At 42.5% G+C, this 13,685-nt stretch carries 24 protein-coding genes; all 24 read left to right on the top strand.

Annotated elements, in window-relative coordinates:
* The first annotated feature begins 38 nt into the window (after positions 1 to 38).
* The 24 genes from fusA to map all read left to right on the top strand — a co-directional run bounded on the left by fusA (position 39) and on the right by map (position 13,685).
* A complete protein-coding gene (fusA, locus tag GKS34_RS05495) occupies positions 39 to 2,144 on the top strand; it encodes an elongation factor G (RefSeq protein WP_435380110.1) in 2,106 nt (701 codons plus the stop codon).
* Between the two features lie 11 nt (positions 2,145 to 2,155).
* Entirely contained in the window at positions 2,156 to 2,461 is a 306-nt protein-coding gene (rpsJ, locus tag GKS34_RS05490; protein WP_014020620.1) for a 30S ribosomal protein S10, read from the top strand.
* A gap of 247 nt (positions 2,462 to 2,708) precedes the next feature.
* On the top strand, positions 2,709 to 3,341 hold the full coding sequence (gene rplC, locus GKS34_RS05485; RefSeq protein ID WP_163383817.1) for a 50S ribosomal protein L3: 633 nt from the start codon (positions 2,709 to 2,711) through the stop codon (positions 3,339 to 3,341).
* 4 nt (positions 3,342 to 3,345) lie between these two features.
* A complete protein-coding gene (gene rplD, locus GKS34_RS05480) occupies positions 3,346 to 3,975 on the top strand; it encodes a 50S ribosomal protein L4 (protein WP_163383816.1) in 630 nt (209 codons plus the stop codon).
* Positions 3,976 to 3,979: 4 nt separating this feature from the next.
* Complete coding sequence (gene rplW, locus GKS34_RS05475; protein ID WP_162417661.1) at positions 3,980 to 4,267, top strand: 50S ribosomal protein L23; 288 nt, start codon at positions 3,980 to 3,982, stop codon at positions 4,265 to 4,267.
* A 13-nt stretch (positions 4,268 to 4,280) separates the two neighbouring features.
* Entirely contained in the window at positions 4,281 to 5,105 is an 825-nt protein-coding gene (gene rplB, locus GKS34_RS05470; RefSeq protein WP_163383815.1) for a 50S ribosomal protein L2, read from the top strand.
* A gap of 2 nt (positions 5,106 to 5,107) precedes the next feature.
* On the top strand, positions 5,108 to 5,386 hold the full coding sequence (rpsS, locus tag GKS34_RS05465) for a 30S ribosomal protein S19 (protein ID WP_073095400.1): 279 nt from the start codon (positions 5,108 to 5,110) through the stop codon (positions 5,384 to 5,386).
* Between the two features lie 2 nt (positions 5,387 to 5,388).
* Positions 5,389 to 5,778 (top strand): 50S ribosomal protein L22, encoded by a 390-nt coding sequence (gene rplV / locus GKS34_RS05460; RefSeq protein WP_162341782.1) that lies wholly within the window; start codon positions 5,389 to 5,391, stop codon positions 5,776 to 5,778.
* A gap of 3 nt (positions 5,779 to 5,781) precedes the next feature.
* Positions 5,782 to 6,519 (top strand): 30S ribosomal protein S3, encoded by a 738-nt coding sequence (gene rpsC / locus GKS34_RS05455; RefSeq protein ID WP_162417663.1) that lies wholly within the window; start codon positions 5,782 to 5,784, stop codon positions 6,517 to 6,519.
* A 20-nt stretch (positions 6,520 to 6,539) separates the two neighbouring features.
* Positions 6,540 to 6,962, top strand: a complete 423-nt coding sequence (gene rplP / locus GKS34_RS05450) for a 50S ribosomal protein L16 (RefSeq protein WP_163383814.1) — start codon at positions 6,540 to 6,542, stop codon at positions 6,960 to 6,962.
* A gap of 4 nt (positions 6,963 to 6,966) precedes the next feature.
* Positions 6,967 to 7,161: a 50S ribosomal protein L29 gene (gene rpmC, locus GKS34_RS05445; protein ID WP_163384198.1), complete on the top strand. Its 195-nt coding sequence runs from the start codon at positions 6,967 to 6,969 to the stop codon at positions 7,159 to 7,161.
* A gap of 8 nt (positions 7,162 to 7,169) precedes the next feature.
* Positions 7,170 to 7,433, top strand: coding sequence for a 30S ribosomal protein S17 (rpsQ, locus tag GKS34_RS05440; RefSeq protein ID WP_162341790.1), 264 nt, complete (start codon positions 7,170 to 7,172; stop codon positions 7,431 to 7,433).
* Between the two features lie 3 nt (positions 7,434 to 7,436).
* Entirely contained in the window at positions 7,437 to 7,805 is a 369-nt protein-coding gene (gene rplN, locus GKS34_RS05435) for a 50S ribosomal protein L14 (protein WP_163383813.1), read from the top strand.
* Between the two features lie 2 nt (positions 7,806 to 7,807).
* Positions 7,808 to 8,152 (top strand): 50S ribosomal protein L24, encoded by a 345-nt coding sequence (gene rplX, locus GKS34_RS05430; RefSeq protein WP_162341794.1) that lies wholly within the window; start codon positions 7,808 to 7,810, stop codon positions 8,150 to 8,152.
* Positions 8,145 to 8,705, top strand: coding sequence for a 50S ribosomal protein L5 (rplE, locus tag GKS34_RS05425; RefSeq protein ID WP_162341796.1), 561 nt, complete (start codon positions 8,145 to 8,147; stop codon positions 8,703 to 8,705). Before rplX ends, rplE begins: the two co-directional genes overlap by 8 nt.
* Before the next feature lie 2 nt (positions 8,706 to 8,707).
* The gene (gene rpsN / locus GKS34_RS05420) at positions 8,708 to 8,977 is read left to right on the top strand and encodes a 30S ribosomal protein S14 (RefSeq protein WP_026956459.1); all 270 of its coding nucleotides are present in this window, start codon (positions 8,708 to 8,710) and stop codon (positions 8,975 to 8,977) included.
* Positions 8,978 to 9,060: 83 nt separating this feature from the next.
* Positions 9,061 to 9,456, top strand: a complete 396-nt coding sequence (gene rpsH, locus GKS34_RS05415) for a 30S ribosomal protein S8 (RefSeq protein WP_162417666.1) — start codon at positions 9,061 to 9,063, stop codon at positions 9,454 to 9,456.
* Between the two features lie 9 nt (positions 9,457 to 9,465).
* Positions 9,466 to 10,023, top strand: coding sequence for a 50S ribosomal protein L6 (gene rplF / locus GKS34_RS05410; protein WP_163383812.1), 558 nt, complete (start codon positions 9,466 to 9,468; stop codon positions 10,021 to 10,023).
* 7 nt (positions 10,024 to 10,030) lie between these two features.
* Positions 10,031 to 10,381, top strand: a complete 351-nt coding sequence (gene rplR / locus GKS34_RS05405) for a 50S ribosomal protein L18 (protein WP_163383811.1) — start codon at positions 10,031 to 10,033, stop codon at positions 10,379 to 10,381.
* 5 nt (positions 10,382 to 10,386) lie between these two features.
* On the top strand, positions 10,387 to 10,905 hold the full coding sequence (gene rpsE, locus GKS34_RS05400; protein ID WP_163383810.1) for a 30S ribosomal protein S5: 519 nt from the start codon (positions 10,387 to 10,389) through the stop codon (positions 10,903 to 10,905).
* 4 nt (positions 10,906 to 10,909) lie between these two features.
* A complete protein-coding gene (rpmD, locus tag GKS34_RS05395; RefSeq protein WP_205602030.1) occupies positions 10,910 to 11,089 on the top strand; it encodes a 50S ribosomal protein L30 in 180 nt (59 codons plus the stop codon).
* A gap of 53 nt (positions 11,090 to 11,142) precedes the next feature.
* Complete coding sequence (rplO, locus tag GKS34_RS05390) at positions 11,143 to 11,589, top strand: 50S ribosomal protein L15 (RefSeq protein WP_162341808.1); 447 nt, start codon at positions 11,143 to 11,145, stop codon at positions 11,587 to 11,589.
* A 3-nt stretch (positions 11,590 to 11,592) separates the two neighbouring features.
* The gene (secY, locus tag GKS34_RS05385) at positions 11,593 to 12,909 is read left to right on the top strand and encodes a preprotein translocase subunit SecY (protein ID WP_163383808.1); all 1,317 of its coding nucleotides are present in this window, start codon (positions 11,593 to 11,595) and stop codon (positions 12,907 to 12,909) included.
* 2 nt (positions 12,910 to 12,911) lie between these two features.
* The gene (gene map / locus GKS34_RS05380) at positions 12,912 to 13,685 is read left to right on the top strand and encodes a type I methionyl aminopeptidase (protein WP_163383807.1); all 774 of its coding nucleotides are present in this window, start codon (positions 12,912 to 12,914) and stop codon (positions 13,683 to 13,685) included.

Below are 13,685 nucleotides of genomic sequence, written 5' to 3'. Positions count from 1 at the left end.
CTAAAAAGGACTTAAAATATTTAAGAAACATTGGTATCATGGCACACATCGACGCCGGAAAGACGACCACTTCCGAGCGTATTTTGTATTACACCGGTATATCTCATAAGATCGGTGAAGTACATGATGGAGCGGCTACCATGGACTGGATGGAGCAAGAACAAGAGAGAGGTATCACCATTACCTCTGCTGCTACTACCACCAAATGGAAGTATCCTACTATCCAGGGATTGGCCAATGATGATACCAAAGATTATCAGATCAACCTGATTGACACACCCGGTCACGTCGATTTTACGGTAGAAGTAGAACGATCATTAAGGGTATTGGATGGGGCTGTTGCCTTGTTCTGTGCGGTATCGGGTGTCGAACCACAATCTGAGACAGTTTGGAGACAAGCTGATAAATACCACGTTCCAAGAATTTGTTTTGTCAATAAAATGGACAGAGCAGGAGCGGATTTTTTCAAAGCGGTTGCTGAAATAAAAGAAAAATTAGGTGCCAATCCGGTTCCGCTTCAGATTCCTATAGGGGCTGAAGATACCTTTAAAGGTGTGGTTGATCTGATTACTAACCAGGCTGTAGTCTGGAATGAGGAAGATCAGGGCATGACCTATAAAGTGATTGACGTTCCGGAAGACCTGAAGGAAACCGTTGCGGAATACCGACAAAGTCTGGTTGAGCAGGTGGCTTCTTATGATGAGGCGCTGATGGAAAAATTCTTTGAGGATGAAAATTCCATTACCAAAGAGGAAATGATGGCTGCCATTCGAAAGGCAGTGATCAATATGGATTTCTCCCCAGTACTTTGTGGTTCTGCTTTTAAAAATAAAGGGGTTCAAGCCTTATTGGATGCGGTGATTGCTTATTTGCCTTGTCCTTTGGATTTGCCGGCAGTTAAAGGAACTGATCCCGATACGGAAGAACCTGTATTGAGACACCCTGACAGTGATGACCATTTTGCTGCGTTGGCATTTAAAATTGCCACGGATCCTTTTGTAGGCCGTTTGGCTTTCATGAGGGTATATTCGGGCAAGTTGGAAGCTGGTTCGTATGTTTTCAACACCAGGACGGATAAAAAGGAAAGGATCTCCCGACTTCTTCAAATGCACTCCAATAAGCAGAATCCTATTGATCGGGTTGAAGCAGGTGACATTTGTGCTGGTGTAGGTTTTAAAGATATCAAGACCGGTGATACCCTTTGTGATGAGAAGCATAAAGTAGTTCTTGAAGAGATGACCTTCCCTGAGCCGGTAATCGGTTATGCCATTGAAGCCAAAACACAGGCAGATGTGGATAAATTGGGAATGGCTATTTCCAAGTTGGTAGAGGAAGATCCTACCCTACATGTAAATACCGATCATGAAACGGGTCAGGTTATTCTTCGAGGAATGGGAGAACTTCACCTGGAGATCATTATAGACCGTTTAAAGCGGGAATTCAAAGTAGAGATTAATCAAGGTGCTCCTCAGGTAGCTTACAAGGAAGCCTTGTTTACAAGCGTAGAGCACAAGGAAGTCTATAAAAAGCAAACCGGTGGAAAAGGTAAATTTGCCGATATCGTCTTTGAGATGGGCCCAAGAGAACCGGATCCAGAAACTAATGAAATCAAACCTGGTTTGGATTTTGTCAATGGAATTGTCGGTGGCGTCATTCCAAAAGAATTCATTCCTTCCATTCAAAAAGGTTTTGCCGATGCGATGAAAAACGGTCCTTTGGCTGGATATCCGATAGAGGCAATGAAAGTAAGGTTGTTCCATGGATCTTTCCACGATGTGGATTCGGATGCAATTTCTTTTGAAATGGCGGCTAGAATTGGTTTCAAGGAAGCGGCTAAAAAATGTAAGCCCCAATTATTGGAACCCATTATGGCAGTGGAAGTTGTTTCCCCTGATGAATACACGGGACCTGTGACAGGTGATCTTAACCGTAGAAGAGGCCTTATGAAAGGAATGGATACCAAAGGCGCAGCCACGGTAATCAAAGCTTCTGTTCCATTATCCGAATTATTTGGATATGTGACTGATTTGAGAACCATCTCTTCAGGACGGGCTTCTGCCTCGCTTACCTTTTCACATTATGATCCAGTTCCAAACAACATTGCTGAGGGCATTATTGCCAAAGTAAAAGGAGAGAAGGCATAAATTTATCTAAAATGAATCAGAAAATCAGAATAAAGTTAAAGTCATACGATCACAGCCTGGTGGATAAGTCATCAGAGAAAATCGTCAAAGCTGTAAAATCAACAGGTGCCGTGGTGGTAGGCCCCATTCCCCTACCTACTAAGAAGGAGAAGTTCACGGTATTGAAATCTCCCCACGTCAATAAAAAGGCAAGAGAGCAATTTCAGCTTTGTACCTATAAAAGACTTGTGGATATTTATTCCAACAGCTCCAAAACGGTGGACGCCTTGATGAAAATAGAGCTTCCTAGTGGAGTGGATGTAGAGATCAAGGTTTGACCTTCACGAAGCATACAAGAGGAAAGCCCGTACCAATTTTGGTACGGGCTTTTTTCGGTTCTTCAGATTTGGTATCATTTAGACAGGAGGAAAATAATCTCCTGTAAACAGGGCTACAAGTAGCTAATTGTTTGAAAATATTCAGGTTGCGGTTTGCAAGCTGGAATTAAATTACTAACTTTGCAATCCTTTAAAAGGGCACAGGTGTGTAAATGCTTGTGTATCATCGTATATTATATATCCAAAGATGTCTGGAATAATAGGAAAGAAAATCGGAATGACTAGTATTTTTAGTGCCGATGGACGTAATGTCGCATGCACGTTAATAGAAGCTGGTCCTTGCGTAGTAACGCAAGTAAAAAATGTTGAATCAGACGGGTACAACGCTGTACAACTGGCATATGGGGAGCGTAAGGAAAAAAACACGCCTAAACCATTGATCGGCCACTTTAAGAAGGCCGGCACCACGCCAAAGCAGAAAGTTGTTGAATTCAGGGATTTCAGAGTGGAATTCGAAGGCCAGGTGGACATGGGTAAAACTGTGATTTCCGATCAGGTTTTTATTGAAGGAGACTTTGTGGATGCCATCGGAACTTCCAAAGGAAAAGGTTTTCAGGGGGTAGTAAAGCGGCACGGCTTTGGCGGTGTAGGCGGTGCTACTCACGGACAGCACAACCGGCAAAGACACCCCGGCTCCATAGGTGCCTGTTCCTGGCCCTCCAGGGTTTTTAAAGGCATGAGAATGGCTGGAAGAACCGGAGGAGACAGGGTCAAAGTGCTTAATTTGAAAGTACTTAAAATTTATCCTGAGAAAAACCTGCTTTTGGTAAGTGGGTCTATTCCGGGAGCCAAAAATTCTTTTGTGATTCTAGAGAAGTAAGAAGATGGAATTAGCAATATTAAAACAAACCGGTGAAGATACCGGAAGGAAAGTAACGCTTTCGGAGGATATCTTTTCTCAGGAGCCTAATGATCATGCCATATACCTGGATGTCAAACAATATTTGGCTAACAAACGACAGGGCACGCATAAGTCAAAGGAAAGAGCTGAGATTACCGGTTCTACGAAGAAAATCAAGAAACAAAAGGGTACGGGTGGTGCGCGTGCCGGATCGATCAAATCTCCTATTTTCAGGGGAGGCGGTAGGGTATTCGGACCGAGACCCAGAGATTACTCTTTTAAGCTAAATAAAAAGCTGAAGCAAGTAGCCAGAAAGTCAGCTCTTTCCTATAAAGTGAAAGAAAACGGCCTGGTTATTTGCGAAGACCTGGTCTTTGATGCACCACGGACCAAGGAATACATCAAGCTGCTAACCAACCTATCCTTATCCGATAAGAAAACACTTGTTGTTGTAGCGGATATTAACAAGAATTTGTATTTGTCTGCCCGGAATTTGCAAAAAACCAAAGTCCGCATGGTAAATGAATTGAACACGTACGAATTGTTGGACGCCGATAGTTTGGTCCTTTGTGAAGGTGCAGTGAGTAAATTAGAAACCCTTTTATCGAAGTAAAATCATGGATATATTAAAAAGACCTTTGATTACAGAAAAGATCTCGGCCATGAATGAGCGTGGTGTCTATGGTTTTGTTGTAGAAAAGACTGCAAAAAAGCCACAGATCAAGGCTGCCGTTGAAAAAATGTACGGCGTCAAGGTAGTTGATGTACGTACAATGCGCTATGCCGCCAAAAAGAAAACCAGGTACACGAAAGCTAAAATTGTTTCCGGTTATACCAATACGTTCAAGAAGGCAATCGTTCAGGTGGCAGAGGGTGAAATCATTGATTTTTACGGAGAAATTTAATTGAATCAAGACAATGGCAGTTAAGAAATTAAAACCTGTAACCCCCGGTACCCGATTTAGAGTAGCTCCTTCTTTTGATGAGATCACTAAATCCACCCCGGAGAAGAGTCTTTTGGCTCCTTTAAAGAAGTCCGGAGGTAGAAATCATACCGGTAAAATGACTTCCAGATACCTGGGAGGTGGACATAAAAGAAAACTAAGAGTCATAGACTTCAAAAGAACGAAAGAAGGCATACCTGCAGTGGTCAAGAGCATTGAGTACGATCCAAACAGGACCGCAAGGATTGCTCTGTTATACTATGCAGACGGAGCTAAAGCTTACATGCTGGCTCCTGAAGGACTTGAAGTAGGACAGACCGTTTTGTGTGGCGAAAAAGCCAGCCCGGAAGTGGGTAACACTTTGTTTTTGAAAGATATTCCATTGGGTACCATCATTCATAATATTGAATTGAAGCCCGGTAAGGGTGGTGCTATGGCCCGAAGTGCGGGAGGCTATGCCCAGTTATTGGCCAGGGAAGGGAAGTACGTCACCGTAAAACTCCCATCTGGTGAAATGAGAATGGTGTTGGCCAGCTGTAAGGCTACTATTGGAACCGTCTCCAATGGAGATCACATGAACGTGGTACTTGGAAAAGCAGGTCGGAAGCGATGGTTGGGCAGAAGACCCCGAACCAGAGGTGTGGCCATGAACCCCGTAGATCACCCTATGGGTGGTGGTGAAGGTCGATCTTCAGGAGGTCATCCTCGTTCGAGAACTGGCTTATTGGCGAAGGGTAAAAAGACCCGATCGGACAAAAAATATTCTAATAAATTTATCATTAGCAGAAGATCTAAATAAACATGGCACGTTCATTAAAAAAAGGCCCATATATAGAGCATCATTTGGCAAAAAAGGTGGATGTCATGAACGATTCCGGAAAGAAGTCGGTGATCAAAACCTGGTCAAGACGGTCCATGATATCTCCGGATTTTGTAGGGCATACCTTCGCCGTGCATAATGGAAACAAGTTTATCCCTGTGTTCGTGACAGACAATATGGTTGGGCACAAGCTTGGGGAGTTTGCACCAACCAGGAATTTCCGTGGACACATTGCCAAAAAAGATAAAGGAAAGAGATAATCATGGAAGCAATAGCGAAATTAAATAATGTTCCTACCTCTCCCAGAAAAATGCGTTTGGTAGCAGATTTGGTACGGGGAAAGAAAGTAGGTCAGGCATTGAGTATCCTGAAATTCACACCTAACCACGGTGCTATAAGGTTGGAAAAGCTGTTATTGTCAGCGATTGCCAACTGGCAGGCAAAAAACCCGGATGAAAAACTGGAAGACGCAGAACTGTATGTCAAAACCATTGCAGTAGATAGCGGGAGAATGCTAAAAAGGCTACGACCTGCTCCTCAGGGTAGGGCCCATAGAATCCGTAAAAGATCAAATCATGTAACGCTAATAGTAGACTCCTACGAAGGAGACGTTACCGCTGATATTGTTGAATCAAATGAAAATGAAGACTAAAATATGGGACAAAAAGTTAACCCAATTGGTTTAAGGCTTGGTATCATTAAGGGGTGGGACTCTAACTGGTATGGTGGACGTGATTTCGCCGAAAAGCTCTTTGAAGACCAGAGTATCAGGAATTATGTATTTGCTAGGATTCCCAAAGGTGGAATTTCCAAGGTTATCATCGAGCGAACTCTGAAGAGAATTACATTGACCATCCAGACTGCCCGACCTGGGGTGGTTATTGGTAAAGGCGGATCTGAGGTAGATAAATTACGAGAGGAGCTCAAGAAGCTTACCAATAAGGACGTTCAGATCAATATTTTCGAGATCAAGCGACCAGAACTGGATGCTAAATTGGTGGGAGAGTCTATTGCCCAGCAGTTAGAAGCCAGGATTTCTTTCCGTAGAGCGATGAAGCAATCCATAGCTGCCACCATGAGGGTTGGTGCAGAAGGGATAAAAGTCAAACTTTCCGGAAGATTGGGTGGTGCTGAGATGGCCAGATCAGAGATGTATAAAGAAGGGAGAATCCCCCTTCATACCATTCGGGCAGATGTGGATTATGCCATTTCAGAGGCACAAACCGTATATGGTAAAATCGGCATTAAAGTATGGATCTTCAAAGGTGAAGTGTATGGAAAGAGAGATCTTTCCCCTAACCTAAGCGCGGGCAACGATCCTAAAGGCAATGCGCCTGCGGGAAACAGGAGAAGAAGAGAGGGTGGCCCGAAGAGAAGAAAAAGAAATAACTAAACATCTTTAACTGAGCAATCATGTTACAGCCAAGAAGAACGAAATTTAGAAAAATGCATAAGGGGAGGATCAAAGGGATTGCCCAGAGAGGTCATACATTGGCTTTTGGCAATTTCGGCATCAAATCCCTTGAGCCTGGATGGATCACTTCGAGACAAATAGAAGCAGCCCGTATAGCCATGACACGTGCAATGAAGCGGGAAGGGCAGGTTTGGATTCGAATTTTTCCAGATAAACCCATCACCAAAAAGCCTGCAGAGGTGAGGATGGGTAAAGGTAAAGGAGCTCCTGAATACTGGGTGGCGGTAATCCGTCCCGGGACAATCCTTTTTGAAGCAACCGGAGTTCCGATGGAAGTGGCTCAGGAAGCCTTGAGACTAGCCCAACAAAAGCTACCGGTAAGCACGAAATTTGTGGTACGAAGAGATTACGCTGGATTATAAGATGATGAAAAATTCTGAAATCAATGCTCTGACAGAGAGCGAAATCACAGAGCGGATTGCCGCAGAAAAGGAGAACTTGACGAAACTACGTTTTGCTCATGCCATTTCTCCTATAGAGAATCCTAATAGAATCAGAGAATCTAGGCGTTTGGTCGCAAGATTGAATACTTTTTTACGAGCCAAACAACTAGCTAAATAAGAAATAAAATGGCTACTATAGAAAGAAACCTACGCAAGGAAAGAATAGGTAAGGTGGTTAGCAACAAAATGGATAAATCCATCACTGTAGCTGTGGAGAGGAGAGTAAAACATCCTATGTACGGTAAATTTGTTGGTAAAACCACCAAATTCACGGCTCATGACGAAAACAATGATTGCAATCCGGGAGACCTGGTTAAAATCAGCGAAACGCGTCCGCTGAGTAAAAATAAAAGATGGAGATTGGTCGAAATAATTGAAAGGGCTTTATAAATCATGATACAACAGGAATCCAGATTAAGTGTTGCGGATAATTCGGGTGCCAAAGAGGTACTTGTAATTCGCGTATTGGGAGGAACCAAAAGAAGGTACGCCTCTATTGGAGACAAGGTTGTGGTGACTGTAAAATCAGCCCTATCGTCCAGTAGTATGAAAAAAGGTACCGTATCCAGAGCGGTAATTGTAAGGACACGTAAAGAAGTCCGAAGAAAAGACGGGTCATATATCCGGTTTGAAGATAATGCTGCCGTACTTCTCAATAACAATGACGAACCCAGAGGGACCCGTATATTCGGCCCTGTAGCCCGGGAACTCAGGGAGAAGCAGTTTATGAAAATTGTATCTTTGGCCCCCGAAGTATTGTAAACATGGAAAGAAAATTTAATAAACAACCCAAATTGCACATCAAATCAGGGGATACTGTATTGGTACTCTCCGGAGATGAAAAGGGCAAAAAAGGTAAAATCCTTTCTGTCGATCAGACCAAGAGAAGAGCTATAGTGGAAGGATTGAATATGGTTACCAAACATATCAAACCAACTGCGAATACTCCTCAGGGCGGTATTGAAAAGAAAGAAGCTCCTATCCACATTAGCAATTTGCAATTAGTGGATCCCAAATCTGGGGATGCTACCCGAATAGGGAGAAAAAGAAATGAAGACGGAAAATTAGTAAGGTACTCTAAGAAAACCGGGGAGGTAATCAATGGCTAAACCTAGATTAAAAGAAAAATTCGATAGTGAAATCACTTCGGATCTTAAAGATAAGTTTCAGTTTTCAAGTGTAATGCAGGTTCCTAAATTGGTCAAAATTGTTTTGAACAAAGGAATCGGCGCCGCTGTGGCTGATAAAAAACTAGTTGACCAAGGAGTGGAAGAACTTTCATTAATAACTGGTCAGCGTGCAGTAGCGACAAAGGCAAAAGTCTCCATCTCTAATTTTAAGTTAAGGGACGGGATGCCTATTGGTGCTAAAGTAACCCTGAGAGGTGACCGGATGTTTGAATTTCTGGATCGCTTAGTGAGCATCGCGCTGCCGAGGGTACGGGATTTTAAAGGAATCTCTGACAAAGGATTTGACGGTCGTGGTAACTATACGCTGGGGGTAACCGAGCAAATTATCTTTCCTGAAATTAGTATAGAAAAGGTAAATCGGATTTCCGGAATGGATATCACGCTGGTAACCAGTACCAATAGTGATGAAGAAGCTTATGCTTTATTGAAATCCCTCGGTATGCCTTTCGTTAATAAAAATAAAGAAGAATAAACATGGCAAGAGAATCGATCAAAGCCCGCGAAAGAAAAAGAGAGCGTTTGGTGGCAAAATATGCCAAAAAGCGTGCTGAACTTAAAGCTGCCGGCGATTATGAAGCATTGGACAAGCTTCCAAAAAATGCTTCTCCAGTTCGACTTCATAACCGGTGTAAACTTACAGGCCGCCCTAAAGGGTACATGAGAAAATTCGGTATTAATCGGGTGACTTTCAGAGAAATGGCTTCAGCAGGTAAAATCCCGGGAGTAACTAAGTCTAGCTGGTAAAAATTATATAATAGTTTTTATTCTAAATTTCATTGTGTAACTTTGCAGGCCCGTTCGGGTTTTGCAGTTAGACTAATACAAATATGACTGATCCAATAGCTGATTATCTCACCAGGTTGAGAAATGCCATAAAGGCTTCTCACCGGATAGTAGAAATGCCTGCTTCTAATATGAAGAAAGAGCTTACAAAAGTTCTTTTTGATAAGGGTTACATCCAGAATTATAAATTTGTGGAAGAGGGTCCTCAAGGCACTATTAAAATTGCTTTGAAGTACAATCCTCAGACCAAAGAAAATGCGATTGTAAACCTTTCTCGAATTAGTAAGCCAGGTTTAAGAAAATATGTAAATAAAGATTCCCTCCCACGAGTAATCAATGGTTTGGGAATTGCCATTTTATCCACCTCCAGAGGAGTGATGACTGACAAAGAAGCCCGCGTCGAGGGAGTGGGTGGAGAAGTGCTTTGTTACGTTTATTAATGCATAGATATGTCTAGAATAGGTAAAAAACCGATAAATATACCCGCGGGTGTGACTGTAGACGTTTCTGATCACAATCAGGTAACTGTTAAAGGTCCCAAAGGTACACTGGTTCAGGAAGTTAATCCTGATATTTCAGTAAAAGTAGCCGACAATCAAGTGGTTCTGGAAAGACCCACGGATTCAAAACGGCACAAATCATTGCACGGACTTTTCCGTTCGCTGGTGAACAATATGGTCATCGGTGTAAATGAAGGATATAAGAAAGAATTAGAGCTGGTAGGTGTGGGTTATAAAGCCACTAACCAAGGTCAGGTTCTTGAACTTTCCCTGGGCTATTCCCACAATATCTTTTTAATGGTCCCGCAGGAAATAGCTATCAAAACAGAAACCCCCAAAGGAAAAAACCCTTTAATCTCACTGGAAGGTATCGATAAGGAGTTGATTGGTCAGGTTGCTGCAAAAATCAAATCTTTACGTAGAGTAGAGCCATTTAAAGGCAAAGGTGTACGATTTGTAGGCGAGTATGTTAGACGTAAAGCTGGTAAAACTGCTGCTAAAAAATAATTAAAAGATGGCTTTCAAGAAAAATATTAGAAGATTAAGAATAAAAAAAGGTATTCGAAGGAAAATTTCCGGTACCGATGCCCGACCCAGACTTTCTGTGTTCAAAAGTAATACAGGGATTTATGCACAATTGATTGACGATCTGAAAGGTCAAACTCTTGCTGCAGCTTCCTCTAAAGAACTGGGTTCCAGCAAAAATGTAAACGTTTCTGTTTCGAAAGAAGTAGGGAAGAAACTAGCTGAAAAAGCCGTAGGTAATGGCCATAATGAAGTTGTTTTTGACAGAAGCGGATACCTTTACCATGGAAATGTAAAAGCTTTGGCCGAAGGAGCCAGAGAAGGAGGCCTTAAATTTTAATCATTATGTCCCAAATTAGTAAAAAACCCATTCGGGCTACAGATACAGAGTTAAGCGAGAAAGTCGTTGCCATTAACCGCGTTGCGAAAGTAGTTAAAGGAGGTCGTAGATTTTCTTTTTCAGCAATTGTAGTTGTTGGTGATGGTAAAGGTGTCGTTGGATTTGGTTTAGGTAAAGCAAACGAGGTAACGGATGCGATTACTAAAGGAATCGAGGATGCCAAGAAAAACCTGATCAAGGTTCCCTTGCTCAAAGGAACTATTCCTCATGAGCAGTTAGGGAAATACGGTGGCGGCTTGGTGCTTGTAAAACCGGCAGCTCCTGGTACGGGGGTCTTAGCTGGAGGTGCCATGCGTGCTGTCCTGGAAAGTGCAGGGTACACCGATATCCTGGCCAAATCGAAAGGTTCTTCTAATCCACATAACGTGGTTAAAGCTACCATTGACGCATTGGTTCACTTGAGAGATGCCATAGCTGTGTCTCAGCAGAGAAGAGTAAAATTATCGAAAGTATTTAATGGATAATCACATGGCTAAGATCAAAATTACCCAGATCAGAAGTATCATCAAGCGACCAAAAAACCAAAAGGCTACCATTACAGCCCTTGGGTTAGGAAAAATCAACAAGACTGTGGAAAGGGAAAATACCCCACAGCTTCAGGGGATGATAAGTAAAGTAAGCCATTTAGTTAAGGTACAGGACGTTTAAACAATGGCAGTTTCGGCTTTCCATTCGTTAAACCATTCGAAAATAAATTTAAAATGAAATTACATACATTAAAACCAGCGGAGGGTTCCATCAAATCCAGAAAAAGGATTGGCCGAGGCCAGGGATCCGGTAGAGGCGGTACGTCTACAAGAGGGCACAAAGGAGCTAAGTCCAGGTCCGGTTACAAATCCAAACTTGGTTTTGAAGGCGGACAAATGCCTTTGCAACGAAGGGTTCCCAAATTCGGTTTTACCAGTCATAATCGAGTGGAATATCAGGCGATCAATCTGGATACCCTTCAGGAGTTGGTCACCAATCTAAATGTAGACAGCATTGATTTTGATTTGCTGCACCAAAATGGACTGGTTTCCAAAAAAGATCTTGTAAAAGTCCTCGGAAGGGGCGAACTTACTTCCAAAATTAACGTAAGTGCCCACAGTTTCTCTGCTTCTGCGATTGCAGCAATTGAAAAGGCTGGAGGATCTGTAAATAAGATTTAATACATGAAAAAGTTTATTACAACAGTAAAGAACATCTTTTCGATAGAGGATCTGAGAATCAGAATCCTGAACACCGTAGGCTTGCTTATTGTTTTCAGGATTGGATCCTTTGTAGTCCTTCCTGGCGTGGATCCGAGCCTTCTTGGGGAAGCGGCTACAGGAATTTTCGGATTGATTGATACCTTTTTGGGTGGTTCTTTCAGTAGGGCTTCCATATTCGGCTTGGGTATTATGCCCTATATCTCTGCCTCAATTGTGCTACAATTGTTGACTGTTGGTGTACCTTATTTTCAGAAATTACAGAAAGAAGGTGAATCGGGAAGGAAAAGGATAAATCAAATTACCCGGATTCTGACAATTTTGATCACGTTCGCGCAGGGTATTGGTTACATTACAGCTACCATTCCTGATGAAGCCATTGTCATCGACAAGACATTGTTCATGGTCTCTGGCTTGATACTATTAACTTCCGGTACCATGTTCTGTATGTGGATCGGTGAGAAAATTACCGAAAAAGGAATTGGTAACGGTATCTCTATGTTGATTATGATTGGTATTATTTCCGCACTTCCAGGAGCGATCATTTCTGAAAGCTTATCCAAAGGTGGTGGAGGTATTCTATTGCTAATTTTGGAAGCTGTGATTTTGTTCTTTGTTGTTGTAGGTGTAGTTGCCTTGACAGAAGCTGTTCGAAGAATTCCCGTTCAATACGCCAAGCAGGTAGTAGGAGGGAAAGTGTACGGTGGACAAAGGCAGTACATTCCGATAAAGGTAAATGCCTCCGGAGTAATGCCGATTATATTTGCACAGTCTCTAATGTTTCTGCCGGCGTTGATTGCTCAGATTTGGGCTGAAAACAGCGATATCGCTGCCTATATCGGGACCACTTTCAGTGATTTCACTTCCTGGCAGTATAACCTGGTGTTTGCCATCATGATCATTTTATTCACCTTTTTCTACACGGCCATAACCGTTAATCCGGAGCAGATAGCTGAAGATATGAAAAGGAACGGTGGTTTTGTACCCGGTATTAAACCTGGTGCACCTACCTCAGAATTTATCGATAATATCATTTCCAGGATTACCCTTCCCGGTTCCATTTTACTGGCCCTGGTAGCGATCATGCCTGCCTTTGCGATTATCGCCGGTGTTAGTGGTGAGTTTGCCCAGTTTTACGGGGGAACTTCCTTGCTGATCATGGTAGGAGTTATTTTGGATACACTCCGTCAGATAGAGAGTTATTTATTGATGAGGCATTACGAAGGGATGATGAAAAGTGGTAACATGAAAAATGACCCTTCCAGTTTCGCTGTAGCCTAAAGATGATACAGTACAAGTCGGAAGAAGAAATTGAAATAATCAAAGAAAGCGCGCAGATCCTCGGAAAAGCGCACGGTGAAGTTGCCAAACATGTAAAGGAAGGGGTAAAGACCTCTTTTTTAGATAAAATTGCTGAGGAATTTATACGGGATCACGATGGAGTTCCTTCTTTTAAAGGATACAACGGATTTCCTTCGTCCCTGTGTATTTCCGTGAATGAAGTTGTTGTTCATGGTTTTCCAAGTCAGTATCAATTGAAAGATGGCGATATAATCTCGATAGATTGTGGAGTCTTTCACCAAGGTTTTCATAGCGATTCCGCTTATACTTACCCTGTTGGTGAAGTCTCCCCGAAAATTCAAGCGCTTTTAAAAGCTACTGAAGAATCGCTCTATCAAGGAATAGAAAATGCTGTTTTTGGTAAGCGAATTGGTGATATTGGCAATTCTATTCAGAAATTTGTGGAAGCCAAAGGGTATACAGTCGTTAGAGAGTTGGTAGGTCATGGATTAGGCCGGCAATTACATGAAGCTCCTGAAGTACCGAACTGGGGAAAGAGGGGTAGTGGTCCTAAGTTGCGTGAGGGTATGGTAATCGCCATAGAGCCCATGGTGAATTTGGGTACGCGCAATGTGGTTCAAGAAAGAGATGGCTGGACTATCCGGACTGCGGATCGGAAACCTTCAGCTCATTTTGAGCATACGGTAGCTATTTTCGAAGATAAAACAGAGATATTGACCACACATAGGTACATAAAAGAGAATTTTAAAAGTTAA

This window comes from Cyclobacterium jeungdonense, assembly GCF_010994275.1.
GTDB lineage: Bacteria > Bacteroidota > Bacteroidia > Cytophagales > Cyclobacteriaceae > Cyclobacterium > Cyclobacterium jeungdonense.
The sequence above is the reverse complement of the archived record's forward strand: the minus strand, read 5'-3'. Positions and strand labels throughout refer to the sequence as shown.